This is a genomic window from Rhizobium chutanense (assembly GCF_002531935.1).
GTDB classification, from domain to species: domain Bacteria; phylum Pseudomonadota; class Alphaproteobacteria; order Rhizobiales; family Rhizobiaceae; genus Rhizobium; species Rhizobium chutanense.
Genome location: NZ_NWSV01000001.1, coordinates 86,398 through 112,689 on the forward strand (window position 1 = coordinate 86,398; position 26,292 = coordinate 112,689).

Sequence of the window (26,292 nt, forward strand, 5' to 3'; positions counted from 1 at the left end):
CTGGGCCGCGAACACGAGTACGGAGATTATTCCCAGTCGTCATCGTCATCGTCGTCTTCACCCGCCTCCGCAGCCGCCAGTCCGATCTGGTATCGATGCGTCGGAACCGAGATGAAATCGACCGCGGCGGGGTTCAGAAACAGGTAGTGATGGTACGGGACGGCCTGAATGTACCTCGCTCCGAACGTCGGAATGTACTTGCCATCAAAGATATCGGAAAAGGCGTCATACATTTTTCGTTCGCTCTCGAACGAAAGCTCTCGCCGTGCTCCAGAGGACAGCTGGTAGACGCAGCGGAGTGACAGCTTCTCGGCCTCATCGAGATTCTTCTCCACAAGCTTTTTGACCTCGTCCACCTGTTCCTGCGTCACTTTTCCGGAGGCAAGGTCCTGTTCGATCACCTCTTTGGGCGGGCCGCATATGGCTCGTTTCAGGCGCTCCAAGCTTTCTTTGTCGTAGTCAGTCTCGCCGAAGTCGAGCACGATGGATTCGATGATTTCCCAGTCCCGGTTGTCGGGGTATTGCAGGTTCGAAGGGCGTTCGTAGGTCTCGTGTTCTGGGCCGTAGTCGTCGTGCGCCTCGCTACAGAAATAGATGTCGGCGATGGCATCCCTGCGAATGGCAACCAACTGATTGGTCAGGCTTCGAATGGGGATGAAGTAGCTCGAACCCATCATCGCGCGCGAAAACTGAACGCGAACTTCTTCCGAGATGGAAAGGACGAGTGGCTTCCCGCCAGAAGCAAAGTGGAAGGATACCTCACCGTAATATTGGTGTTCGGTCGGAGCGGTGTCGTCATAAAACGCCGCCACGATGGGAGCGTTAACTCCCAACAGGCGGTCTTCGGTCGAATTGAACAGCTTCGCCAGCGCCTTAATCTTTGCAGGCGGGACCTGTGCTCCCTTTTCCCAGCGCTGATATGTCGGTTGCGTGACCTTAATCGCCTCCGCTACCTCTATCTGTGTCATTTCGGCAGCAAGCCGATGCTCGCGTAGCCTATTAGATGTCATGACCGCCCCCGTTCGTGTATAATATGCGTATATTATACACGAACGGGCTTGGCAATCATTTTCTGCTGGCGCGATCCGGACGAGTTCCGATCCTACCTCGTCGCCAACGTCGGGCGGGCACCCTGCCCCGTAAAGGCGCCTGTTTAAACGGGCTCAGACGAGGGTCGTTCTCGATGGCTACCTTTCAATCGTGAAGCTCGCCCACAGATGTAATTGCCAGCTACGCGAACTCGTTGAGGCGGTTCTGCAGGATCAGCTTGAAGGAATTGTACGGGCTGGCGACGATTTGACGTTTCCTAATCTCTTTGTGAATCTGAAGGAGGCCCAGGAAATGCGACGTCGTGTTGTAAAGCAGAAGATCGGTATCAAGCTACTAACCATCAGGGACGCGGCGGCCGTATTGAAGACGACGCAGGTTAAGGTCTATCCACTCGTCAGGAGCGGCCTCCTTCCGTCCATCTCGAGACTCCATCCGTCGACGCGCAAAAGGCAGTTCTTCATCGAGCCCGAGGCGCTTGAGGAATTCCAGCGTCTTCATATCTCGATCGCCGGGATCGCTTCGATCTATGGGACTCGGGCCGACATCATCGCACGAAGGATGGAACTGCTCGGCATCGAGCCGAGTTTCGATCCCGGAGGCCGGACAGGACGATTTTATCGGCGGAGCGATCTCGATAAGTTCACCTTCGACCGATTGGCGGCATAAGCCTCCTGCATCATCATCCAAGGTTTCAAAGGCTCCGGTTTCGGGGCCTTTTTTACTGCCCTAATTCTGGTGGCGATTTCAGGGACAGACCTATTAAAACATCAGGGACCGATCAAATTAAACGGTGGTAAAAAACCCACAAAATCAATTACGATCCATCTCTTCTGGGACAAACCTACCGAACCGCTCCACTCGTTCAGCGTCGCCTCCTTTCCAGCGGCATACATTCACACCCGGTCACTCCAGGTAACCAATCGTCAATTACGAATTTGGAATACACGCGTATTATACTTCGGGGATTGCGATCCCTGCCCTGAGGTCGACGACTATGGATTGGGACGCAACGTCTGCATACACGCCCGTCGGGCTGGCTCTGCGCGGCCAGCCAGCTCACAGGGTCGTCCGCACTCTCCGCGATGCGGCATATATGCTGCTCAAGGAATGGCCCTCCGACGACGGCGAAGAATATGTCACCGCGGTGAAGGCTTGCGTCGATGCAATCAGCGGTGAGATCACTCAGCAGCAATTTTGGGACGCGTTCCTTCGCGCGGCCGATGAGGCCGGTATCGCCGCCCTGACCGTCGTTCAGCGATGACAACGAGTACGACGTAGCCCGGGAAAGCTCGGCGGCCAATGGTTGGCCGCCTATCTGGAACAACTGCAAGGACCACGAGTTAATGGTTCAGTCGGGCGTAAGCGTAATGGAGCGCGGCGCTCTCCCCATCCCTCGGGTATCCGAGGTTGCTTCCAGCCTTCGAGCTGTGACGCGGGGTTCGAATCCCTGCCCCGACAACCAAATTCGATACAATCGAACAAAGCCTTGGATTTCTGGTCGGGCTACCTCAGCCTGACCTCGACATGACACCCCTTCTCCGTGGGATACCTGATCACCTCGCCATCGAACTGCGCCGCCATCAGCTTGACGAGTTTCGATCCGATCCCGTCGTCGAGGTCGGGCGGGCACCCTGCCCCGTTGTCCGCCACGGTGAGGAGGATGTCCGCTCCTTCCGAGGTCAGCGCGATCTCTACGCTCCCACCATCGTCGTTCGGAAAGGCGTACTTGAAGGCGTTCGTCACCAATTCGTTGACAATCAGACCGATGGACGAGGCCTTGTTAGAGGGAATGAGTAGGTGCGGGCTCCTAACCCTGAGGGCGATTGGCCTCGCGCCGCGCAGCAGATCGGCCAGCCCTTGGGTCAGCTCTTCCAGATAGTTGGCGATGTCGACCGCCGCGCCGTCATCGTGGCTCTCCTGAAGATGGCGGTGCACGTGCGCGATAACGTTCAGCCGCGAAACTGCATCGTCGAGGGCGACCCGGGCCGGCCCCTGTTCGATGGCACGCGCCTGAAGGCGTAGAAGTGAGGCCACAGCGGCCAGATCGTTCTTGGTACGGTGGCCGAGTTCTTCCAACTGGACGGCCCTCGCCTTCTCAGACCGCGCCAGATTTGTGACGGCGCGCCTGAGGCTCTCGGTAACCGCTGTAATTCCGAAACCGATCACGACGAAGAGGAAGACCGGGAGCCATTGATCAGCCCCAACAGCCATGCTCCACTTGGGAACAATGAAAATCCACGTGGCGATCACGGCGCTCAAAACTGTGGCGAGATAACCGGAGCCTCGGTCGAAAAACAAAGCGGCAAGGAAGACGGCGGGCACGAACAGAAGCAACTGATAGTTCTGCAGAGATTCGTCGAGTGCGGCTCGCAGAAGCGCCGCCGAAGCCACAATGCCAACGGTGACCGAGTATCGCACCAGCGTCGAAGTTTGCGTTCTGGATAACACCGCAAGGAGGAGATTTTCCATGGCCACATGGAAACTCTCTTCACGGGGCCAAGGTTCCGTATTGGGTGGAAGGCCTCGAAGGGACTCATGACATACCCATCCCAGCCTTCCCATGTTCTTCAGGGGCGGACGCCACACACTGGCCTCGTCTCGAATTTCGAGTGCGTTGGGGTTCGAGATGTTCTCAGTGCGGCGGATCGATTAATGGAGGGCTGCGGGCGCTGGCGCGATCAGGGGAAACCGTGCGATTAATATACTGGTGAGTTCCTCCTGGGTACGATGGCCGCGATTGAAAAGGTCGATTGCAGCGCTGCAAATTATTTCCGATGTCTTGTCGTCCGGTTTGGCCCTGTAGTGCCTAAACCAAGATTGAACGGACATCGAGAGTACGGCCCATTCGGTTTCTTGGACGCTCGTGATCAACATTCCTCATTTCCCCACAAGTTGAAACGCGGCAGCTTTGCAGGGTTTCATAAGTGAGCCCCAGTTGTGCCGTGACGTTGAAGAATATTTCCTGCCATTCAGTGCGAGATGATCGCACGATCGCTGGACGCGAGATGCTCTGTAATGGCGCGCCGGATTTCGGTGACCGTGTCGAAGAGCCTGTTGTCTAGGTCGATGACATTGAAGCGGACAGCGATGAATTTGAGGCGGTTTTCGACAGGGACCGCGATCCCGACCTCCTGACCATTGAATACGACAGCTTGCTTTTGCATAACAAACCTCGGGCGCGCCACACGGGAGCACCATCTTAGAAAAGTGGAAGAAAGGGTTTACGACGCGTCAGATTCCCGTCGCAGGTCGGTATCGGATCGAGACGATATCACGCACTCGCTGCACCATTGCGAAGAAACGAAGTCGGACAAACAACGCATCATCCTCCCTCAAAGCGAGTAAAACGACCCCGCCGAGTATCGCCGGCAAGGGCCGGAGTTTCAAAACTCTTCTGTAAAAAACGTAGTCGAGAAATTTCGAGTAAGCAACTGATTTTTGTTATTATTTAGCGTTTTGAATCGTATGATAATTACCGCAGGTGCGAAGTAAAAAATGATGTACGTTCGTCCGCACGCATTGTCCGAGCGCGGTCGACGACCCGCCCGACAAAGCCCTGATGGTCTGGAGAAATCTTCATCACATGCATGCATGCATGCATGCATCGATGATGATCGCCTGGAGTTGTTCCAGGTCGTCAACGTCCATTGGACGCCGAACGGCGTTGTTCCCTATCAAGCTCGCGGCACTTGACGATAGGCTCCTCGCTCCCTCACAACCCGCCGCACCCCAAATCCCAGCAACGCCGCCACGACCCAGCCACCGATAAAACCGATCGCGCCCCAGACAAGACCCGCAAAGCTGACCGGCACGCCCGGCACAAAGTCTCGCCAGGTATTGGCAAACACGACATCGTCCGGCTCCCGCAGCAGCACGAAGGGCTTGGCGACAGGGGCGGCGGTGCCGAGTTTCATTTGCTGCGACAGCAGCGTTTCATAACGCGTGATCGTGGTCTGCATCGAGACGCCGCGGTCGCGCAGGAAATCGTCGGAGGATTGGGCATAGGCGCTGAGCGCCTGCTGGCGATCGAGATGATGGTCGGCCGCCTGGGCGTTGAAATCTTCGACGATGACGCGCAATTCGTCGACCGCTCCCCCGATCCGCTGGCGGTATTGCTGGGCAAATTCCGGCGCCTGTGAAAAAACCGTGCCGCCGGCAAGCCCGGCGACGATGGCGATGATCCTTGCAATCGATCCCATGAACGGTGCCTCCGGCTCTCCCCAGCCCTAACGATCCGCGGCGGCAAAGGTTTCTTCCTCGACACAATCGGTAACTCTATGTGATTGAACCGACAGCGCTTCCGGCGAGTTGATCCCCCAGAACCAACTCAGAAAGAGAGGCTTATCATGAAACAGTTCATCCTCGCCTATACGCTCGCTGCGGCGTCGGTCTTTTCCGCAATGCCGTCAGAGGCGGCGAGCGTTACCATTACCACGGACAATGCGCGTCCCTATTACGGCGATTCCGAGCGCCCCTATTACCGCCACCGTCCGTATCACCGCTACTATGGGATGTCGCATCGCGTCTCGCGTGATTGCTTCACCAAGACGGAAAAGATCCGTCGTCATGGCCATACGGTCGTCAAGGAAACCCGAATCTGCCGATAGGCAATCCATGCAGCAAACCCGGCTGATCAGCCGGGTTTTTCATTTGATCCGGTGATGCGGAACTTCGCCTCATCGTCCGCGTTATAAGCGAAGGGAGTGACCATCATGCGTATCAAAATGACTCTTTTGGCTGCCGCCTATGTCGCCGTCAGCGCCATGCTGCTTGCCATCGCCTATCACCCGCAGGGCTCGGGCGCCATGCAGAAGACGGATCGCCTCGCCGGTTCGTCCTTCCTGGTCGAGCGCTTCGCCGGTTGATCCCGGGTGATCCACTGGGCGCCGTCTATCGGCGCCGGACTATTCCGATAATGATCACGGCGAGCCCTCAGCCAAGGATCCGCCGAGCAGGATGCGATTGTGCACCGACTGCACGCCCTCGACGGCTTTTGCGACTGCGCTCGCCCTCTCGATCTCGCCGACCGTGCCGACCGTACCGCTCAGCACCACCTGGTCATTCTCCATCGTCACCTCGACATCGGACGCATCAATGCCGCCGGCAATCGCCAGCGCATTGGCAACGGCTGCCTCGACCTGTGCGCGATTGGCGACTTCGACCTCCATTTCAGGCTCGAGCCCATGAAATGTCTGCTCTTTGAAAACCATGATCCGTTGCTCCTTGAACCTCATCATCAAATCTCAGGAAGAACGCTTGGCAGCGGAATTTGGTTTCAGCACCGCTACCACTGCAGACGATAGCGCAGATTGACGCTGCCGGCCTCGCTTGGTGAAAACGGATTGCTGACCGAGGCATCGAGGTTGAGGTTCGGCAGGATGGTCTGGCCGACAGCCACCGTCGTCGAGAAATCACCGGCGGCATTGCTGATACCGGTGCCGGCCGAAAGCGAGGTTCCCGTCCACGGATGGATCAGTTTCAGCGCCTGCGACGCCGTCACCGAGGCCTGCCTGGTATCGATCGCGTCAAACTGCACACTGATGGACCGGCTCGATTGCATGTCGAGCGAATCGGACAGGATCCAGCTGCGCGAGCGGCTCAGCGTCAGCGCGCCGCTGCCGCGCAGCGTATCGACACTGACTTTCGCGCCCCGCTGCGACTGGCCCGCCGGCGTGACGCTCGTCTTCACGATCCGGCCCCAGAGCATGGCCTGGCCGGAATCGGGCAGCAAGGCACCGCCTTTGGTCGAGGCGAGCGCGATATCGGCGCCGGCGCTGGTTTCCCATTCCGCCGGCAGGCGAAAACCCATCGTCGCCTTGTAAGACCGGTCGGAGAGTTTTGCCGGCGACCAGATCAGCAGATCATCGGCCCTTGCAACAGCAGCGAGCGACGGCAGGATGGCGAAAAGCATGCATGCGGTTTTGAATATCGTCATGACATAAGAACGTGTTTTGACCTGACACGGGCTGCAGCGGCGCTCCTAGCGAACGCGATGGAATCACGGCAAAGCCGCGATAGAGATTACGGCCAAGCCGCTCATCCCGGTTTCATCTTCGATTTCATGTTGGCCGGAAGGCCGGCGGCACCAAGTGCCTTTGTGGACGCCGCAGCGCCCCGAATTGCTCATGCCGGTGTGGCTGGCTGCGGGAATCCCGTTTCCTCGAGCAATGCTGTAAGGATCGCCTCCAGCCGCCCTGATGTAAACCCCTCGACGGCGGAAATCTGCTGCACCGCACACTTGCCGCCCCCTCCAAAGCCTAGTAGAGCCTGAGCCTACGAGAGAAATTTTCGCGAAATTCCACATGATGACCGGCAAAAGCGCGCCGCGGCGCCTCAGCATCTTCGGTTCGACGGGTTCGATCGGCCAGAATACACTCAATGTCGTCGATCACCTGGGCGGACGGGAGAAGTTCGAAATTTCCGTGCTGACGGGCAACGGCAATGTCGAATTGCTGGCCCGGCAGGCGAAATCATCCGGCGCGCGGCTGGCGGTGACGGCAAACGACCGGCATTACGAATCGCTGAAGAGCGAACTTTCCGGCAGCGGCATCGCGGTTGCCTCGGGAAAATCCGGCCTGATGGAAGCGGCCGACCGCGAGGCCGACTGGGTGATGGCGGCGATCGTCGGCACCGCGGGTCTGGCGCCGACGCTTGCGGCGGCACGCCGCGGCGCCGATATCGCCCTTGCCAATAAGGAATGCCTGGTCTCGGCCGGCGATCTCTTCATCAAGGCAATCCACCAGGGCGGCGGCAGGCTGCTTCCGGTCGACAGCGAGCACAATGCGATCTTCCAGGTGCTGGAGGAAAACCAGCGCCACGCCATCGAGCGCGTCGTCCTGACGGCATCGGGCGGCCCCTTCCGCACCGCCTCGCTCAAGGAGATGGCTGACGTGACGGTGGAAACCGCGCGCGCCCACCCCAACTGGTCGATGGGATTGAAGATCTCGATCGACAGCGCCTCGATGTTCAACAAGGCGCTGGAGATGATCGAAGCCCGGCATCTGTTCGGCCTGACGCCCGAACAGATCGAGGTCATCATCCATCCGCAATCGATCATCCATTCGATGGTCGGCTATACCGACGGCTCGGTGCTGGCCCAGCTCGGCGCGCCCGACATGCGCACGGCGATCGGTTATGCGCTGTCCTTTCCGCGCCGGCCGAACCTGCCGATCGAACGGCTGGATTTCGCCAGGCTCGCCCGGCTGGATTTCGAGGCGCCGGACGAGCTGCGCTTTCCGGCGCTCAGGCTGGCGCGCCTTGCGATGACGCGCGGCGGTGTTCAGGGCGCGGTGTTGAACGGCGCCAAGGAAGTGGCGCTCGAAGCCTTCATCGAAGGGCGGCTGCCCTTCCTCGCCATGGCCGAGATCACCGAGCGGGTCATGGACGATCTGGCCGGCCTGCCGCCGGCCACCACCATGGACGATGTCTTTGCCGCCGACAGGCAGGCGCGGCAAAGGGCGGCTGATCTGATGAAGCTGGCGATCGCCGGCTGAAGGCTGTAGATTTTACGCATGTCGTTGCCGCAAAGCCGCTGCACACTTTTGCGCGACATGCTCTAGCGCAGCCGATTGCCACCCTCATCGAACAATCGGCAATCGGCCGGTTCGAACAGCAGGCCGACCTCTTCGCCGGCCGCAATGCCGACCGGCGAACGGTGCTCGACGGTGAGCGACTGGCCATCGGCAAGCTGGCAATAGAGATATTGCGTTCCCCCGAGATATTCCGAAAAATCGACCCTGGCCGACAGGCTGCCCGACGACTCGGATGCCACCTTCAGATGTTCCGGCCGCAGACCGAGCGTGACTGCGGCGCCGACAGGCCTGTCTGCCGGCGGCAGGCCGCTGTCGATGCGCCGGCCGGCGACCTCCACCAGCCCTGCGTCACTCCAGCGGGCATTCAGAAGGTTCATCCTCGGCGAACCGATGAAACCCGCCACGAAAGTATTGGCGGGGTCCTCGTAGATCTGCCGCGGCGTTCCGGCCTGTTCGACCCGGCCGTCGCGCAGCACGACGATCTTGTCGGCGAGCGTCATCGCCTCCGTCTGGTCGTGGGTGACATAGATCATCGTATTGCCGAGCTCGCGGTGCAGGCGGGCGATCTCGATGCGCATCGACACGCGCAGTTCGGCATCGAGATTGGACAGCGGTTCGTCGAACAGGAAAACGTCGGGCTTGCGCACGATCGCCCGGCCGATCGCCACTCGCTGACGTTGGCCGCCGGAAAGCTGGCCCGGCCGCCGGTCGAGAAGATGGTCGATCTTCAGGATGGCGGAGGCGGCCTTCACCCGCGTCTCGATCTCGGCGGCATGGGTGCGCGCCATCTTCAGCCCGAAGGCCAGGTTGTCGCGCACGCTCATATGCGGATAGAGCGCATAGGACTGAAAGACCATGGCGATGCCGCGCTCGGACGGATCGAGATCGGTGACCATTCGTCCCTTGATCTCGACCTCGCCGTCGGTGACGTCTTCCAGGCCGGCGATCATCCGAAGAAGCGTCGATTTTCCGCAGCCGGACGGGCCGACGAAGACGACGAATTCACCTTCCTCGATCGTCAGGTCGATGCCGTGGACCACCTGCAGATTGCCATAGCTTTTTCGCACGTCCTGGAGCACGACGCTCTTGTTAGCCATACCGTTCGTCATCCCCAAACGACCTACTTGTCCGACTGGACCCAGACGAGCATCTCTCCGGGCGCACGGTTATCCCAGAGATGATAGGGCACGAAACGCGCCGTGGCGACCTGCCTTTCGGCCGGCGCCTTGCGATAAAGCGGCGCGCCCCAGTTCGACGTCTCCTCGCGCTCGACCTTGAGATCGAGGGCGACGGCATCGTTGAGATCCTTCAGCACCACGGTTTCGGCGGCCGGCAGTTCGCGCGGCAGGACGATGGCATTGAGATCGTCGCCATTGTCCGTTGTCTCGACGCAATAAACCAGCGGGCCGCGCATCAAGGCGACGCGGCCGGCATCCTGGCGCACCTTCGGATTGGCATATTGCGGGCGAAGCGAAAGCGGCAGGAAAAGGTCGACACGATCGCCATCGGCCCATTGGCGCTCGATCCTGGCATAGCCGTCACGGATAGCGGCGCCGAGATCGAGCTTTTCTCCGTTGACGCTGAGGGTGGCGCCCTCGGCCCAATCGGGAATGCGCAGCGACAGGGCGAATTTTGCCGGCTTCTCCAGCCGGGTGGTGAAGGCGACCGCACCGTCCCAGGGATAATTGGTCGCCTGCTGGAGTTCGACTGCAGCGCCATTGGCAAGCTTCAGCCGGGTGGTGCTCTCGCCATAGAGATGCACGGCGATTTCGTCATCGGCAACCGCATACATATAGGAGCCGATCGAGGTTACCAGCCGGGCGATATTCGGTGGGCAGCAGGGGCAGTGATGCCATTTCCAGCGGTGGTGCTTGCCGGCACTTTCGAGCGGATTGTCGTAGAAGAAGGTCTTGCCGTCGGTGGAAAGGCCGGGCAGCGCGCCATTATAAAGCGCCTGTTCCATGATGTCGGCGTAGCGCCGGTCCGGCCCGCGCCCGAGCATGCGGCTTGCCCAGAAGACCAGGCCGACGGAGGCGCAGGTTTCCGCATAGGCCGTATCATTGGGCAGGTCGTAATAATCGGTAAAGCCTTCATTGGAGGCGGCCGGGCCGATGCCGCCGGTGATGTACATCTGCTTGGTGGTCAGGTCGTCCCAGAGGGTTTCCAGCGCCGCCGTCAGGCTGTCGTCCTTATATTCGGTGGCGATGTCGGCCATGCCGGAATAGAGATACATGGCCCGCACCGCGTGGCCGACCACCTTCGTCTGCTCGCGCACCGGCTGGTGCGCCTGGCCATATTCATAGGTCTTCTGATGGAAGTCGGCAGCACTGCGACCGTCGCGCGCGGCTTCCGCCGTGAAGAAGTGCGGCTCGGTGCCGCGCTCGTCGATGAAGAATTTCGACAGCTCGAGATATTTCGTCTCGCCGGTTACCCGGGCGAGCTTGACCAGCGCCAGCTCGACTTCCTCATGGCCGCAATAACCGGGGATTTGTCCCTCGCCATGGCCGAAGATCTTGATCATGTAATCGGCAAAGCGGCACATGATGTCGAGCAGCTTGCGCTTGCCGGTCGCCTGGTAATAGGCGACCGCGGCCTCCATCAGATGGCCGGCGCAATAGAGTTCGTGGTGGTCGCGCAGATTGGTCCAGCGACGGCTTGGCTCGACGCGCTGGAACCAGGCGTTCAGATAGCCGTCCTTGTCCTGCAGCCTCTCATACATGTCGATGATTTCGTCGGCGCGCGCCTCCAGCTTCGGGTTCGGCCGGCGATAGAGCGAATAGGCGATGGTCTCGATCGATTTGCCGAGGTCGGAATCCCAAAACATCTGCGTCGTGCCGCCCCAGGGCTGGATGGGAATGACGACGCCCGGGCTCGGCTGGTTGACGTCGATCGCCTTCAGCATGCCGGCCTCGACGCAGCGGTCGAGCAGGGTTTCGGCGGTGGAATTGCAGACGGCGTCCTGCCATTTGCCCCAGAAGCCGCCGAGCTCGACATCGGGAACGGCGACGGGACGAAACTGGCGGTCGTTGCTTGATTTGGTCATGGGCTCTACCTTCTCTCGTTCATTTCACCGCGCCGGCCATCAACCCGCGCATGTAGTAACGTTGCAGCAGCAGGAAGACGATCAGGCAGGGGATCGTCATGACGACGACGCCGGCCTGCACCGCTCCCCAGTTGATGGCGCCGAGCCGCCCGGCGCGAACCGCCGTCATCAGCACCGGCAAAGTGTATTTCTCGTTGCTGGAGAGCAGCACGAGGGCGGCCAGAAACTCGTTCCAGGCATTGAGGAAGGCGAAGATCGCCACCGTCGCGACGCCGGGAAGCACCAGCGGCAGGAGGACGCGCGCCAGCAGTCTGAGATCCCGTGCGCCGTCGATGCGCGCGGCCTCCTCGATCTCCTTCGGCACGGCATCGAAGGCGTTGCGCATCATGAAAACGGAGAAGGGCAGCTGCAGCGTCACATAGACGAGCGTCAGCCCGAGCAGCGAATTGTTGAGGCCGAGTTTTGCCAGGATGATGAAGAGCGGCGTCAGGATCGACTGGAACGGGATCATCAGTGTGGCGATGATCAGCACGAAGAGCGCATTCTTCATCGGGAAGCGATACCGCGAGAAGCCATAGCCGGCGAGCAGGCTGACGGCGACGGTCAGCACCACGGTGGCGACCGAAACGAACAGCGAATTGATCATGTGCCGCCAGATGCCGGCGCCGAACGTATCGAGCAGCGCATAGGCATCGAAGCTGACGCCCGAGCTCGGCCATGGCGGCAGCGGCGGCAGGCTGGCCTCGGCGCCCGGCCGGAAGGAGGCGAGCAGCGTGATCGCGAAGGGTGCGAGAAAGAAGATCGAGATGGCGATGCCGGTGAGATGATAGGCCGATTTCACCCGGATCGCCTTGCGGGCGCGGCGCTCCTTTGAGGTCGTCATGGACGCTCCTCCCCGACCCGCAGCAGCCAGAGCTGCACGATGCTGATGGCCATCAGGATGGCGAGAAGCACGATCGACAGTGCGGCGCCATAACCGAGATTGAACGACACGAAGGACTGGTTGAAGATGTAGTAGACCACCGAGATCATCTTGTTCTGCGGTCCGCCCGCCGTCATGATGTAGAACTGGTCGAAGGCGAGGATCGAGCCGGTGACCGAGACGATCAGCGCCAGCGCAATCGTCTTGCGCATCAGCGGCAGCGTCAGGTGCCGGAAACGCTGCCAGCGGCCGGCGCCGTCGATGCGGGCCGCCTCCGTCAGCTCCGACGGAATGGCCTGCAGCCCGGTCAACAGAATGATCATGGTGAAGCCGGCGATCTTCCAGACGACCATCACCACGACCGTCAGGAAGGCGGTGTCGAAGGTCGCCAGCAGATTGGGGCTCTTTTCCAGAAGACCGAGCGCTTTCAAGGCCGGGCCGATGAAGCCGCTATCGACATTGGCAAGCCAGACCCAGAGCAGCGAGGCGGTGGCAAGCCCGACGACCACGGGCAGGAAGATGATGGTGCGATAGGCGCTGACGAACTGCCGTTCCTTCTCGACGAAAATGGCCAGCGGAAAGGCGACGGCGAAGATCGCGATGGTGACGATCACGGTATAATAGGCGGTGAAATTCAGCGCCGTCATGAAACGCGTGTCGTTGACCATGCGGTAATAATTGTTGAAGCCGATCCAGCGCGACGCCCCCATCAGCGGCCAGTTGTGCAGGCTCATCCATCCGGTAAAGACAACCGGCATGATGAAGAAGACGATGACCAGCGCCATGGCCGGCGCGATATAGGCAAGGCCGCGCCAGTTCGATTGGCGCCGTCGCCTGCGCCGAGGCAACAGGGTCTCTTGCCGAGGCAATAGGGTCTCTGAACCGGAACCGGTCATCAAACGCTCCAAACCTGTCGAGTGAATTGGCCGGGAAGCTGCCACCGCTCCCCGGCCGCGGCCGAGGGAGAGTTATTGGCCGCTATCGATGATCGATTGCATTTCCGACTGGGCGCTCGAAAACGCGCCGTCGACATCGTCGCCGAAGATCGCCGCATTGGTGAAACTTGCCCAGGGGCCGTTGGCGCTGTTGATCAGATCGTTGAACTGCAGCGTATAGGGCGTCTTGGCGACACTGATCGCCTTGAGGCCGACCTGCATGCGCGGATCGAGACCCTCCAGCACCTTGTCGGCGATATCACCACGGGTCGGCAGGCTGCCGTATTTCGCCATGATCTTCTGGCCGTCCATCGAATAGATATATTCGAGGAACTCCTTCACCGCGTCGATCTTCTTGGTGCCCTTGGTGATGACGAAGTTGTCGCCGCCGGCAAAGGACGACGGCTTGCCGTCGACGCCGGGAATGAGGGTGACGCCGAAGTTGATGTCGGGATGCTGGGTCACCAGCGTGCCGATCGCAAAGGCGCCGAGACTTTGCTGGCCGATCTTGCCGTTGGTGAAGGTCAGGAAGTTGGCGCCGTTGTCGCTGGCAGCACCCGCCGGCACGAGGTCCTTCTTGACCATATTGCGGTAGATGTCGACGGCCTTGCGCATCTGAGGCGTATCGAGCGTCGCTTTCTTGCTGTCGGCCGACAGGATATCGGCGCCGGCACCCCAGGTGAGCGGCGTGAAGGTGAAGATCATGCAGCCGCCGCAGCCGCCGCCGGAGAAATAGAAACCGTAAGTATCGTCACCGAGCGCCCGGATCTTCTCGGCATTGGCGGTGATTTCGTCCCAATTGGCCGGCGCCTTTTCCGGGTCGAGACCGGCCTTCTTGTAGAGATCCTTGTTCCAGGCGAAGACCGATGTTTCCACCGAGAGCGGCAGGCCGTAAATCTTGTCCTGATAGGTGCCGAGACGGACATGCGACGGCGACAGCGAATTGAAATAGGGCAGCGATTTTGCCCAGTCGGTCAGGTCTTCCAGCTGGCCGGCCGCGGCAAAGGCGGGGTTGTAAATGAGGTCCATCGAGAGCGCGTCGGGCGCCTGCCCGCCGGCGATCGCCGTCGCATATTTCTGCACCAGCTCGGAGAACGGCACCTCGGTCACCACGACCTTGGTGTCGTGGCTGGAATTATAGGATTCGACCACCTTCTTGAAGGAGTCGCCGATCCCCGTGCGAACCCACATTTCGACATTCTCGGCGGCTGACGCGGCCGAAAACAGGCACAAGGTGGCGATGCTGGTCGCCGCCAATAGACGCTTGATCATGACACTCCTCCCGATATGGCGCATCTCCCTGCGCCTTTGCTCATTCCCTTAGTCTCAATCCTTCGGGGCTTTACCCCCGCATGACTGCCGGACGATCAGCCGGCAGGGCAATTTCCGGACACCCGGTTCGACAGGCCGTCCTTCCGCAAGCGCCAGCACCGTCAATCCGGCCTGCCGCCCGAGCTCCTTCAACTCCATATCCACCGTCGTCAGCGGCGGCCGCGTCTGGGCTGCGACAATCTCCCAATTGTCGAAGCCGATCACCGAAACATCGCGCGGCACCTTGACGCCGCGCTCGCGCAGCGCATCCGAGGCACCCCGGGCGATCTGGTCGTTGCCGCAGAAGAGCGCGTCCGGTTTTTCTCCCGGCCGCTTCCAAAGCTGGTCGACCGCCTCATGACCCCAGCTTTCCGACCAGACGCCGTAAAGCACCGGCTCGCGATGGCCTGCGACCACGTGATAGGCGCCGGCCCGTTCGCGCACCGAGAAGAACTCCTCCGGCCCGGTGATATGGGCGATCCGCCGCCGCCCGGCCTTGACGAGCCATTCCACCGCCAGTCGCGCACCCTGTTCGTCGTCCGAACGGAAGGTAACGCTGTTCTGCGTCCCCTCCGTGAAGGCGTAGACGACAGGCACATGCAAATTCGACAGATCGACAGGCAGACGCCTGTCCAGGCGCTTTCCCGTCGCGATGATGCCGTCGACCTGCTTGTCCAGCATCGCATCGACATGGATCTGGGCGAGCGCCGGATCGTCTTCGATGGCACACAGGAAAACCGAGACCCCGTGATCGACGAGGGCGTCCGAAATACCCGCCATCACAGGCAGCGTGAAACGGCCGTAAGTGTCGTTGGTCAGCAGCCCGATGGTGAAGCTGCGTTTGCTGAGAAGCCCTCTCGCCAGCGCATTCGGCCGATATCCGATTTCCCCGGCGATCCGCTTCACCCGTTCGCGGGTTTCCGCTCCCATCCGGCCGGTGTCGTTGAGCGCCTTCGACGCCGTCGAAATGCTCACCCCGGCAGCCGACGCCACCTCATGGATGGTGATCCTGCCTCTTTTTCCTCCCGATATGTTCAGAACGTCCTCCTTCTGAAGTGGCTTGAGAAAAGCTTTTACCAGCCTCACCGTCAAGTGAGAAAAGGTTTTCTCATGCAATTCGAAAAATGAACAGAGGCGGACGCAGGACAGAAGGCGCGCAGGGAAGACCGGGCCGCATCGGCCGCGGCTGATCGCGAGATAGCCCGGGCGCCGAGATCGGCACAGCGGGTCACAGCGCCGGATGCGCTTCCGGGGCGATGGGAGATTTGGGCGGGATCCTGCACACGCAGAAGCGAGCGCGATCAGAACCTCCGGCGGAGATCCTGATTCGCGGTTTGAACCCAGGCGATCATCGAAAGATCAGGCGACGTGCCTTGCGAGCGCACAGCGTGACCAGAGCGAATGCAGCGCCTCGACCAGATGGGCGATATCGGCGTCGGAATGCAGCGGTGTCGGCGTGATGCGCAGCCGCTCGGTCTTCTTCGGCACGGTGGGATAGTTGATCGGCTGGACATAGACGCCGCAATTGTCGAGCAGCAGGTCGGAGATCCACTTGCACTTGGCCGCATCGCCGACCAGCACCGGCACGATGTGGCTCGGATTGGGCATATGCGGAATGCCGTTCTGGTCGAGCAGCGATCTGAGCTTGCGCACCCGGTCCTGATGGCGGGCGCGCTCGAACTGGCTGACCTTCAGGTGCTGAATCGAGGCGACCGCACCGGCGGCAAGCGCCGGCGGCAGCGCGGTGGTGAAGATGAAGCCGGAGGCAAACGAACGGATGAAATCGCAAAGTGCTGCCGACGCGGCGATATAACCGCCCATGACGCCGAAGGCCTTGCCGAGCGTGCCCTCGATCACCGTCAGCCGGTCCATCAGCCCCTCGCGCTCGGCAATGCCGCCGCCGCGCGGGCCGTACATGCCGACGCCGTGGACTTCATCGAGATAGGTCATCGCCCCGTATTTGTCGGCAAGATCGCAGATCTCCTTGATCGGGGCGATATCGCCGTCCATCGAATAGACGCTTTCGAAAGCGATCAGCTTCGGCGCCTTCGGATCGGCGGCTTTGAGCTTGGCTTCGAGATCGGCGACGTCGTTATGCTTCCAGATCACCTTGTCGCACTTGGCATAACGGATGCCCTCGATCATCGAGGCATGGTTGAGCGCGTCGGAGAAGATGATCAGGCCGGGAATTTTGGCGCCGAGCGTGCCGAGTGCGGCCCAGTTGGAGACATAGCCCGAGGTGAAGATCAGCGCTGATTCCTTGCCGTGCAGATCGGCAAGCTCACGTTCGAGCATGACGTGGTAGTGGTTGGTGCCAGAAATATTCCGGGTGCCTCCCGCACCCGCGCCACAGTGGTCGATGGCGGCCTTCATCGCCTCGATCACCTTCGGGTTCTGGCCCATGCCGAGATAGTCGTTGGAGCACCAGACCGTGACTTCCTTTGCGCCATCGGCGGTGTGACGCGTCGCGCGGGGAAAATTGCCGCGGTGACGTTCGAGATCGGCAAAAACGCGGTAACGGCCCTCGGCATGAAGCCCGTCCAGTTCGTTTTTGAAAAATGCTTCGAAATCCATCATATGCTCCAGTATCGCGCGGCCGTTCTTGCCGACCGGACGTCCGCGCGTCAATGCTTACGCTTTGCTTTACCATCAACTGCGGCAAAAGGCCCAGTTTTTTGAATGATTCCAGATAAAAAATATAGCAGCTGCGATTGATGAGATCGATGCGGTAAACGCGACGGCAATTCGCCGCGCTGACGCGGTCGCCGACACGGCTCCTGCTGCAAAAAAATCAGAACAATGGTGGACAACCCTTTCTTCCGACATAGTTTTCGAGCTAGCGTGCCAAAAAAACAATAGGGACGGCCTATGCCCATTGGGCGACAACCCAGGAGAAAAAGATGAAAAAAGCTGTCATACTCGCATTGATCGGCCTGTCGATCGCAAGCTGCACCCCGACTCAGCAGGGGGCCGGCATCGGCGCCGCATCCGGTGCGGTCATCGGCGGCGTCGTCACCGGCGATGTTCGTGGCGCAGCGGTCGGCGCCGCTATCGGCGGCGTCTCCGGCGCCCTGATCGGCAGCGTCGCCGAACAGCCCGGCCAGTGCTACTATCGCGACCGCTATGGCCGCCGCTACATCGATGCCTGCCCGCGCTGAGACGCCCGCAGACCGAAAAATTCAGGAAATCCCGGACACACATCCGGGATTTTTTGTGCTAAATTAGCGCGTTGGCAATTTAAAATGGTACACCCCGCGCGATTTTGCCGCTAAGCTGTTCACGGCTGGGCAACGAAGCTTCATTGTAGGCATAACCAAAAGCGGCGGATGCGGATCAGAGGGAAAAGCCCGAAAACAGGTATTGCGTATCGGCGAACAGGCACCATGATGGTGGTCGCAGCGGCAGCTGCGTTCTCACCGGTCCTGATCGGCGATGCTTACGCCTTCAAGCTTTTCGGCATTACCATCTTCGGCAAGGAAGAGGACGAAGGTCAACAGGTGCCCGATCCGGTGCGCTACCATGTCGACCTCAAAGCCGATACCGCCGATCCCGACCTCAAAGAAGCGCTGGAAAACAGTTCGCGTCTCGTCAGTGACCAGAAGCAGCCGGTGTCCGGCGATCTCGGCATCGTCGTCAAGGCGCGCGACGACCGCGAACGGCTGATCGCCACCCTCTATGAAAAGGCCCGTTATGGCGGCGTGGTGACGATCACCGTCGACGGCAAGAATATCGACGACCTGCCGCCCAATCCGACTTTCGACCGGTCCGGGCCGGTCCCCGTCACCGTCGACATTGCGCCCGGCCCGGTCTTCAAGGTCAGGGAAGTCCAGTTCGGCGGCGACGCCGCAAACCACAATCCCGCCGACTATGATCTTGCCCCCGGCGCTGAGGCCGGCTCGCTTGCCATCATCAAGGCCGGCGACAAGATCGTCGAACAATTGAAGAGCGAGGGCCGGCCCTTCGCCAAGCTGACCGAACGCAAGGTCGTCGCCGATCACAAAAGCGACACCGTCGATATCGTCCTTGCCGCCGAGGGCGGTCCCATCGCTCCGATCGGCGATGTCGGCGTTTCCGGCGAAAAAACCGTCAAGCCGGCTTTCATCCAGCGTTATTCCCGGCTGAACAAGGGCGAAGCCTATTCCCCGGAAGCGCTGAAGAAAGCCGGCGAGCGGCTTCGCGCCCTCGGCGTCTTTTCGAGCGTCACTATTCACGAAGGCGATGCGCTGGCGCCTGACGGCACCCTGCCGATGACGATCGAGGTGTCCGAAGGCAAGCAGCGCTATTTTGGTGTCGGCGCGCAATATTCCACCACCGACGGCTTCGGCGTGCAGGGCTATTGGGGCCACCGCAACCTGTTCGGCGAAGCCGAAACGCTGCGGATCGAGGGCTCGGTTTCGCGCCTTGGCGAAACCACCGATATCGGCAGCCTCGACTATTCCGCCGGCATCCTTTTCACCAAGCCCGGCGCCTTCTTCCCGGCCGCCACCCTGAAGGCCGGCATCGTTGCCAAGACCGAAAATCCGGACGCCTATAATGCGACGCTCGTCACCGCCTCGCTCGGACTTTCCTACGAACTGACCGACCGGGACACGGTCTCGGCAAGTGGCGAGCTCAGCTGGGAACGCGACGACGACGCCTTCGGCACCAACGACTATCTGACCTTCACCCTGCCGCTTCAATATGACCGCGACGCGCGCGACGACAAGTTCAACCCGACGGAAGGCTACCGCGCGACATTCTCGGTCAAGCCCGGCTATGAGATCTTCAACGCCACGCCCTATGCGGCGTTCGAGGGCTCGATTTCGGGCTATCTGCCGTTTGGCCAGGAAGACGGCTTGGTGCTGGCCGGCAAGGTTGCCGCCGGCGTCCTGATCGGCGGCGGCGGCATCGAGAACATTCCCGCCACGCAGCGCTTCTTTGCCGGCGGCGGCGGCTCGGTGCGCGGATACAGCTATCAGGAAATCTCGCCCTATAACGACAATGGCGACCCCACAGGCGGTCGCTCCTATGTGACCGGTTCGCTGGAGGCCCGCATCAAGATCACCGATACGATCGGCATCGTGCCCTTCATCGATGTCGGCACCGTCTCCGACAGCACCTTTCCGGGTTTTTCCGATATCCGCGCCGGCGCCGGTGCGGGAATACGATATGCGACGCCTTTCGGTCCGCTGCGGCTTGATTTTGCCATGCCGCTGAACAAGTACGAAGGTGGCACAGATTACGGAATCTATGCGGGCATCGGTCAATCCTTCTAGAATTGCCGTTAACCGCGTTTTTCGATCTGTGACCGCCATGAAAACGGGGTAGTGTCCGCGCCGATGCAAATGCTGGCAAAAATCGTCACCTGGGTCATACGGCTCACCGGCTATGTCGCCGGCGCCGCTTTGATTCTTACGGTCGTAGCCCTTGCGATCTTCGGCTTCACCGCCTTCGGCGCCCGCATCGTCACCGAAAAGATAGCCTCGACGCTGTCCAACCGCGACATGACGATCACGGTGCGTGAACCGGAAGGTCTTCTGACCGGTGGGCTGCGCGCCGCCGAGATCACCGTCTCCGATACCAGGGGCGTGTTTGCGGAAGTTCACGGCATCGCGATCGACTGGAACCCGCTGGCGCTGCTGACCGGAACCTTCCATGCCAAACGCTTCGAGATCGAAGCGATCGATGTGCTGCGCAAGCCGGTGCGCACCCTGCCCTCGCGGCCCGGAGCAGAAAATTCCGGCGGCTTCAGCCTTCCGATCAAGCTCGATATCGATCGCATCGCGCTGCCCGATATCAAGCTTGCCGAACCCTTTGCCGGGCGCGCCTTCGCGCTCGCTGCCGAGGGTAGCCTGTCGGCGAACGGCGATGGCGGCGAGGCCGTCGTCAACGTCAGCCGTCACGCAGTTCCGGATGCGCGGCTTGCCGCCGACATCGCTTATGCGCCGGCCGAAAACCGGCTGCGGCTGAAGGCGCAGCTTTCCGAGCCGAAGGGCGGGCTGGTCGCCGGCTTGCTCGGCCTGCCGGACGATCCCGCCGTCAACATCGATCTCGACGGCCAGGGGCCGATATCCGATTGGAAAGGCAAAGTGCAGGCCGCCCTCGACGGCCAGCCGCGCGCCGCGATCGAGGCCCGGCATCAGATCACGGCAGACGGACTGCATCACCTCGACCTCAAGGGCGGCGGCGATCTCAGTTCGCTGCTTCCATCGGCATTCCGGCCGCTTTTCGCCGGCCAGACCAATATCGATCTCGCCACCACCTTCGACAATCGCGGCAAGATCGACATCCAGACCGGCAATATCGCCACCGGCAGCCTCGTCATCGCCGCATCGGGCACGCTCGATCCGGCCGGCAACAATAGCCTGAACGCCAATCTGCTCGGCACATCCGGCCCGGTCGATTTCCGCTGGCCGCTTGCCGAAGGCGATGCGCGCTTCCTGATTTCAGGTCTCAACCTAGCCCTGACAGGCGACGCCCAGACGGCCCGACTGAGCGTCGGCGGTTCGCTCGACAGCGCAACCCTTCCACAGGCCGATATCGGCAACGTCAAGCTGACGGCAAAGAGCGACGCCTTCAATCTCGCCGCCCGTTCCGGCAGCGTTCAGCTGCGTCTGGCAGCCGGCGACGCGAGTTTTGCCGAGCCGAACCTCAACCGCGCGGTCCAAGGCCCCGTGACGATCGCCGCGCCGCTGCAGATCTCGCCCGCCGGCATCGGCTTCAACGGCACCACCGTCGAAAGCACCAATATCAATGGCAGCCTCAACGGCTCCTATAGGCCGGCCGATCAAACGCTGACCGGCAACGTCAAGCTCGCCATCGCACCGGCAGCGTTGCCGGCTGCGGTGGCGGGCAAGTTCGACGGGCTGATCTCGCTCGAAAGCCAAGTGGTCGGTACCATCCCGTCGAAGTTCGCGCTGTCCAACCTCGTCCTGAAATCCGGCACGCTGGAAGCCGCCGGCAACGTCGCGCTTGAGGGCTCGACGTTGAATGCCGACCTCTCCGGTCGGCTGCCTGACATCGGCAAACTCGTCGCTGGCGCCCGCGGTTCGGTAGGCTATGCGTTGAGAGGCGGAGGCGAACTTCCGGCAATCTCGGTGTCGGCCAATCTCAAGGCCGCCAGCCTTGAGATGGCCGACCGCGTGCTTGCCAACCTCAACATCGACCTGTCGGGTGTCGCCGACCCCAAGGCGCCGCAGGGCAAGATCGCCGCCACCGGCACGATCGACGGCCAGCCGATCGGCATCAACGGCGACATCCGCTCTGAGGACGGCAAGACCAGCATTCCGGCGCTGACCGCCGATATCGGCGGCAACCGCTTGACCGGCAATCTGGAATTTTCACCCACCCTTGAGCCGACAGGCGCACTGACATTCGACTTCCCCAATATCGGCCTGCTCGCCGCACTCGGCGGACAGAAGGCTGAAGGCGATCTCAAGGGGTCGCTCGGCATCGAGAGCAACAGCGGCAAGATTGCGTTGAAGCTGCTGGCATCAGGCGGCTCGATCCGCCGCGATACGCTTGCGATCGTCAAACCCGATATCGACGTCACGATCAGCGATCTCAGCGCGCTTGCGGCAAACGGCACTGTTAAGGCCGAGGAACTGAATGCCGGCGCGAACAGGCTCGCCGGTCTTTCGCTCGGTTTCACCAAACAGCAGAACCAGGCCGATTTCGACCTTAACGCCGCCTATGACGGCAATCCGGTGCTGGCCGCCGGCAATATCCAGGCGCCAGGCGGCACGATCGCGGTCAATCTTGATCGCTTCTCGGCCAGCCCCCGCAACATCCCGGTCGAACTTGCCGCACCGACTGAGGTCACGATCGGCGGCGGCACCGCCAATCTGAACGGACTGACGCTGAAAACAGGCACCGGCTCGGTGAGCGTCACCGGCTCCGCCGGCGAGACGCTGAAGCTGAATGCCGACATCCACGAATTGCCGGCAGCCCTTGCCAATGGTTTCGTGCCGACCCTTTCAGCCGGCGGCACGATCTCCGGAACGATCGCGGTGACCGGCACGCCGGCGGCACCCGTCGCCGATTTCAAGCTCGACTGGAAGGATGCGACGACCGGGCAGACCAAGGGCGCCGGGCTGGCGCCGCTCAGCATCGCCGCCGGCGGCAAATTCGCCGACAACAGGCTCGATTTCGACACGACGATCGGCAATGACGACGGCCTGTCTCTGAAGGCCGCCGGCAATGTCGCTCTCGCCGATCCGAAGAACCCGGTCCTGGATGTCGACGCCGATATCCTCAGCCTGCCCGCCCGCATCGCCAATGGTTTCGTTGCCGATCTCGCCGCCGAGGGCACGATTACAGGAAAAATAGCGGCCTCCGGCTCTCTTGCCGCGCCCACTGCCGATTTCGATCTCGATTGGAAGAAGGCAGCCACAAGCCAGACGAAACGGGCCGGCCTTGCGGATCTCGGCCTGAAAGCATCCGGAAAATTCGCCGACAACAAGCTCGATTTCGATACGGCGATATCAGGCGCCGACAGCCTGTCGCTGAAGGCAAACGGCAATGTCGCCATAACAGGCACGACGATCGGCAACGTCACGGTCGACGCCGCGCTGACAAATGTTCCCGCAAGCATCGCAAACAGCTTCGTCGCCGATCTCGCCGCCGAAGGCGCGATCTCAGGAAAGATCTCGGCCAACGGGTCCCTTTCCGCCCCCAGCGCGGATTTCGATCTCACTTGGAAAGACGCTGCGACGAGCCATACGAAACGTGCAGGCCTTGCAGGACTCGGCGTCGCCGCATCGGGAAAATTTGCTGAAAACAAGCTTGATTTCAATGCGGCAGCCAGCGGCGATAAAGACCTCTCACTGAAGGCCACGGGCAATGTCGCGCTGGCCGGCACCACGGTCGAAAACCTCAAGGTCGATGCCGAGATCGTCAAGCTTCCGGCCGCGCTCGCAAACGCTTTCGTTCCGGATCTCGCGGCCGGCGGCACGATATCAGGCACGGTGTCGGCCGCAGGCACACCCGCCGCACCGAAAGCCGACTTCAAGCTCGATTGGACGGATGCGGCGACCAGCCAGACCAGAAGCGCCCATCTCTCAGGCCTCGCGCTTGCTGCATCCGGCCGCTTTGCCGACAACCGGCTCGATTTCGATGGCAATCTCAGCGGCAAGGACGGCCTGTCGCTGAAGGCGGCCGGCAACCTTGCGATATCGGGCACCGCGGTTAAAACCCTTGACCTCAAGGCCGATCTTGCCAACCTGCCCGCCGGCCTCGCCAACGGCTTCGTCTCCGGCCTTGCGGCAGAGGGCACCGTCTCGGGAACGGCATCCGCGTCCGGCGCGCTTCCAAAGCCCGCCGTCGAATTCAAGCTCGACTGGAAGAATGCCGCCACCGCCCAGACCAGGAGCAGCGGCCTGTCGGGCCTGAGTGCGGCAGCATCCGGCAAGTTCGCCAATGACCGGGTCGATTTCGACGCCAATCTCGCCGGCAAGGATGGCGTGCTGGCCAAGGCGACCGGCGGCGTCACCATCGCGGGAACGGCAATCCGCGACCTTTCGATCAATGCCGATATCCCGGCGCTGCCGGCCAATATCGCCAATGCCTTCGTTCCCGGTCTCGGTGCCGAAGGCACGCTCTCGGCAAACGCCGTGACGTCGGGAACGCCGGCCAATCCGATCGTCGATTTCAAGCTCGCCTGGAAAGATGCCGCGACCAGCCACACGAAGGCTGCCGGCCTTTCCCGGCTGGTACTGGCGGCGACCGGAAAATACGCCGGCGACAGGCTCGATTTCGATGCCGATCTCAGCGGTGGCGGCGGCATTGCGCTGAAAGCCGCGGGCAATCTTTCGATCGCCGGCACCTCGATCCGCTCGGTCGACGTCACGGCGAACGCCACCAACGTCCCGGTCGGCCTCGCCAATGGCTTCGTGCCCGGCCTTGGCGCCGAGGGCGCGGTTTCGGCGACCGCAAAGGCCACCGGCGCGCTATCGGCGCCGTCCGTCGACTTCAAGGTCGACTGGAAGAACGCGGCGACGAGCCAGACGAAAGGCGCCGGCCTTTCGTCATTCACCATCGGCGCCTCAGGCAAGCTTGTCGGCGACAGACTGACCATCGACACCAGCCTTGCCGGCGACGCCGGCATGTCGCTGAAGGGCGGCGGCAGCGTTGTGATCACAGGCAATCGCGCCATCGACATGCGCTTCAACGGCAATCTTCCCTTCGCCGTGCTCGGCGCGCCGCTTGCCGCACAGGGCCTCGTCGCCGACGGCGTCGCCACCGTCAATCTGCAGGTCGGCGGAACGGCCGCTGCACCCGTCATCAACGGCACCGTTGCAACCAATGGCGCCAAGCTCGTCGACGTCCGGCGCAATCTTGCCGTCAACAATCTGACGGCGGCAGTGACCTTCAACGGCAACCAGGCCGTGATATCGCGCCTCAGCGGCAATCTCGGCGGCGGCGGCACGATCTCGGCGAGCGGCACCGTCGGCATCCAGCCGGCCGGCGGCTTTCCCGCCGATATTTCGATCAAGCTCGACAAGGCGGTCTATGTCGACGGCACCCTTGTCGTCTCCACCGTCAGCGGAACCCTGGGTCTGCGCGGGCCGATCATGAGCGCGACGCTGAACGGCAAGCTTCGGCTGGACAAGACCTCGATCACCGTTCCGGAAAAATTGCCGACCTCGCTCCGTGAAATCGATATCCGGCACAAGAATGCACCGCGGGCGGTGCTTGCGCAGCTCAGAGAAGACGGCGAGCGGAAACCCGGCGAGAAATCCTCGACGATCACGCTCGATCTCGAAATCGACGCGCCCTCGCATATCTTCGTGCGCGGCCGCGGCATCGATGCCGAGCTCGGCGGCAGTGTGACGATCCGCGGAACGGCGGCTGCACCCGTCGTGACCGGCGGTTTCACCATGCGCCGCGGGCGCCTGACCATTCTCAACCGCCGTATGGATTTCACCGACAAGAGCCGGATCACCTTTGCCGGCGACCTGACGCCGGCGCTCGATATGGAAGCGACCTCCGCCTCCGGCTCGACGACGCTGACCGTCGATGTCGCAGGTCTCGCCACCGACCCGGCGATCACCTTCTCCTCCTCGCCGCAGCTGCCGCAGGATGAGGTGCTGGCGCAGCTGATCTTCGGCCAGTCGATGTCGAAGCTCTCGCCGGTGCAGATCGCCCAGCTCGCCGACGCCGTCAGTCAGCTGGCCGGCAACCGCTCCACCTCGCTTTTCGAAGGTCTGCGCAACCAGCTCGGCGTCGACGATCTCGACATCAGCACCGATTCCAAGGGCCAGACGAGCGTCAGCGTCGGCCGCTATCTCAACGACCGCACCTATTTCGAACTGCAGCAGGGCGGCGCAGCCGGCGCCAAGGCGATCATCAACCTCGACGTCGGCCGCGGCGTCAAACTGCGCGGCGCGGCAGGGGGCAATGGCGAAGGGGAAGCAGGCGTCGTTTATGAACGGGAATATTGAGCCGGCTTAGCGTAATTCAGGAGAGGCACGCTAAGATTGCAAATTTGCCAAGGCGCCCCTCACCCTAACCCTCTCCCCG

Annotated in this window: 21 protein-coding genes; 8 read left to right on the forward strand and 13 right to left on the reverse strand. The window is 61.5% G+C overall.

Annotation, left to right across the window (positions count from 1 at the left end):
- Nucleotides 1–26: 26 nt before the first annotated feature.
- Nucleotides 27–1,010, reverse strand: coding sequence for a helix-turn-helix transcriptional regulator (locus tag CO666_RS00455; RefSeq protein ID WP_097610223.1), 984 nt, complete (start codon nt 1,008–1,010; stop codon nt 27–29).
- Between the two features lie 190 nt (nt 1,011–1,200).
- On the opposite strand from CO666_RS00455, the gene CO666_RS00460 reads away from it, so the two are divergent.
- Nucleotides 1,201–1,716, forward strand: coding sequence for a helix-turn-helix domain-containing protein (locus tag CO666_RS00460; protein WP_097610224.1), 516 nt, complete (start codon nt 1,201–1,203; stop codon nt 1,714–1,716).
- Between the two features lie 328 nt (nt 1,717–2,044).
- Nucleotides 2,045–2,311 carry a DUF982 domain-containing protein gene (locus tag CO666_RS00465; protein ID WP_097610225.1) on the forward strand — a complete coding sequence of 89 codons (267 nt, stop codon included), beginning with the start codon at nt 2,045–2,047 and terminating at the stop codon, nt 2,309–2,311.
- Nucleotides 2,312–2,553: 242 nt separating this feature from the next.
- Here CO666_RS00465 and CO666_RS00470 read toward each other — a convergent pair whose 3' ends face one another.
- The 3 genes from CO666_RS00470 to CO666_RS00485 all read right to left on the reverse strand — a co-directional run bounded on the left by CO666_RS00470 (nt 2,554) and on the right by CO666_RS00485 (nt 5,249).
- Complete coding sequence (locus tag CO666_RS00470) at nt 2,554–3,519, reverse strand: sensor histidine kinase (protein ID WP_097610226.1); 966 nt, start codon at nt 3,517–3,519, stop codon at nt 2,554–2,556.
- 500 nt (nt 3,520–4,019) lie between these two features.
- Entirely contained in the window at nt 4,020–4,214 is a 195-nt protein-coding gene (locus tag CO666_RS00480; protein ID WP_179869587.1) for a hypothetical protein, read from the reverse strand.
- A 510-nt stretch (nt 4,215–4,724) separates the two neighbouring features.
- The gene (locus tag CO666_RS00485; protein WP_097610229.1) at nt 4,725–5,249 is read right to left on the reverse strand and encodes a DUF2937 family protein; all 525 of its coding nucleotides are present in this window, start codon (nt 5,247–5,249) and stop codon (nt 4,725–4,727) included.
- Nucleotides 5,250–5,396: 147 nt separating this feature from the next.
- On the opposite strand from CO666_RS00485, the gene CO666_RS00490 reads away from it, so the two are divergent.
- Both CO666_RS00490 and CO666_RS33975 read left to right on the forward strand, forming a co-directional pair.
- Nucleotides 5,397–5,657: a hypothetical protein gene (locus CO666_RS00490; RefSeq protein WP_097610230.1), complete on the forward strand. Its 261-nt coding sequence runs from the start codon at nt 5,397–5,399 to the stop codon at nt 5,655–5,657.
- Between the two features lie 105 nt (nt 5,658–5,762).
- On the forward strand, nt 5,763–5,915 hold the full coding sequence (locus tag CO666_RS33975) for a hypothetical protein (RefSeq protein ID WP_164517697.1): 153 nt from the start codon (nt 5,763–5,765) through the stop codon (nt 5,913–5,915).
- A gap of 54 nt (nt 5,916–5,969) precedes the next feature.
- On the opposite strand, the gene CO666_RS00495 is transcribed toward CO666_RS33975, so the two are convergent.
- Both CO666_RS00495 and CO666_RS00500 read right to left on the reverse strand, forming a co-directional pair.
- Nucleotides 5,970–6,260 (reverse strand): BON domain-containing protein, encoded by a 291-nt coding sequence (locus CO666_RS00495; RefSeq protein ID WP_097610543.1) that lies wholly within the window; start codon nt 6,258–6,260, stop codon nt 5,970–5,972.
- A 74-nt stretch (nt 6,261–6,334) separates the two neighbouring features.
- The gene (locus tag CO666_RS00500; RefSeq protein ID WP_097610231.1) at nt 6,335–6,985 is read right to left on the reverse strand and encodes a hypothetical protein; all 651 of its coding nucleotides are present in this window, start codon (nt 6,983–6,985) and stop codon (nt 6,335–6,337) included.
- A gap of 367 nt (nt 6,986–7,352) precedes the next feature.
- Here CO666_RS00500 and dxr point away from each other — a divergent pair, with 367 nt between their 5' ends.
- Entirely contained in the window at nt 7,353–8,543 is a 1,191-nt protein-coding gene (dxr, locus tag CO666_RS00505) for a 1-deoxy-D-xylulose-5-phosphate reductoisomerase (RefSeq protein WP_097610232.1), read from the forward strand.
- A 62-nt stretch (nt 8,544–8,605) separates the two neighbouring features.
- Here the strand turns inward: dxr and CO666_RS00510 are convergent, their stop codons facing one another.
- From CO666_RS00510 to hemA, 7 genes are all read right to left on the reverse strand, one after another.
- Nucleotides 8,606–9,679, reverse strand: a complete 1,074-nt coding sequence (locus CO666_RS00510; RefSeq protein ID WP_179869588.1) for an ABC transporter ATP-binding protein — start codon at nt 9,677–9,679, stop codon at nt 8,606–8,608.
- 23 nt (nt 9,680–9,702) lie between these two features.
- Nucleotides 9,703–11,625 carry a glycoside hydrolase family 127 protein gene (locus tag CO666_RS00515; protein WP_097610234.1) on the reverse strand — a complete coding sequence of 641 codons (1,923 nt, stop codon included), beginning with the start codon at nt 11,623–11,625 and terminating at the stop codon, nt 9,703–9,705.
- 19 nt (nt 11,626–11,644) lie between these two features.
- Nucleotides 11,645–12,508, reverse strand: coding sequence for a carbohydrate ABC transporter permease (locus tag CO666_RS00520; protein ID WP_097610235.1), 864 nt, complete (start codon nt 12,506–12,508; stop codon nt 11,645–11,647).
- Nucleotides 12,505–13,443: a carbohydrate ABC transporter permease gene (locus CO666_RS00525; protein WP_097610236.1), complete on the reverse strand. Its 939-nt coding sequence runs from the start codon at nt 13,441–13,443 to the stop codon at nt 12,505–12,507. Before CO666_RS00525 ends, CO666_RS00520 begins: the two co-directional genes overlap by 4 nt.
- Before the next feature lie 72 nt (nt 13,444–13,515).
- On the reverse strand, nt 13,516–14,754 hold the full coding sequence (locus tag CO666_RS00530; protein ID WP_097610237.1) for an ABC transporter substrate-binding protein: 1,239 nt from the start codon (nt 14,752–14,754) through the stop codon (nt 13,516–13,518).
- A gap of 54 nt (nt 14,755–14,808) precedes the next feature.
- Nucleotides 14,809–15,786, reverse strand: a complete 978-nt coding sequence (locus tag CO666_RS00535; protein ID WP_097610544.1) for a LacI family DNA-binding transcriptional regulator — start codon at nt 15,784–15,786, stop codon at nt 14,809–14,811.
- A 366-nt stretch (nt 15,787–16,152) separates the two neighbouring features.
- Nucleotides 16,153–17,367 carry a 5-aminolevulinate synthase gene (gene hemA, locus CO666_RS00540; RefSeq protein WP_097610545.1) on the reverse strand — a complete coding sequence of 405 codons (1,215 nt, stop codon included), beginning with the start codon at nt 17,365–17,367 and terminating at the stop codon, nt 16,153–16,155.
- 326 nt (nt 17,368–17,693) lie between these two features.
- On the opposite strand from hemA, the gene CO666_RS00545 reads away from it, so the two are divergent.
- The 3 genes from CO666_RS00545 to CO666_RS00555 all read left to right on the forward strand — a co-directional run bounded on the left by CO666_RS00545 (nt 17,694) and on the right by CO666_RS00555 (nt 26,213).
- Complete coding sequence (locus CO666_RS00545) at nt 17,694–17,951, forward strand: YMGG-like glycine zipper-containing protein (protein ID WP_003567150.1); 258 nt, start codon at nt 17,694–17,696, stop codon at nt 17,949–17,951.
- 168 nt (nt 17,952–18,119) lie between these two features.
- Nucleotides 18,120–20,048: an autotransporter assembly complex protein TamA gene (locus CO666_RS00550; RefSeq protein ID WP_179869589.1), complete on the forward strand. Its 1,929-nt coding sequence runs from the start codon at nt 18,120–18,122 to the stop codon at nt 20,046–20,048.
- A 63-nt stretch (nt 20,049–20,111) separates the two neighbouring features.
- The gene (locus CO666_RS00555) at nt 20,112–26,213 is read left to right on the forward strand and encodes a translocation/assembly module TamB domain-containing protein (RefSeq protein WP_097610547.1); all 6,102 of its coding nucleotides are present in this window, start codon (nt 20,112–20,114) and stop codon (nt 26,211–26,213) included.
- Nucleotides 26,214–26,292 lie beyond the last annotated feature (79 nt).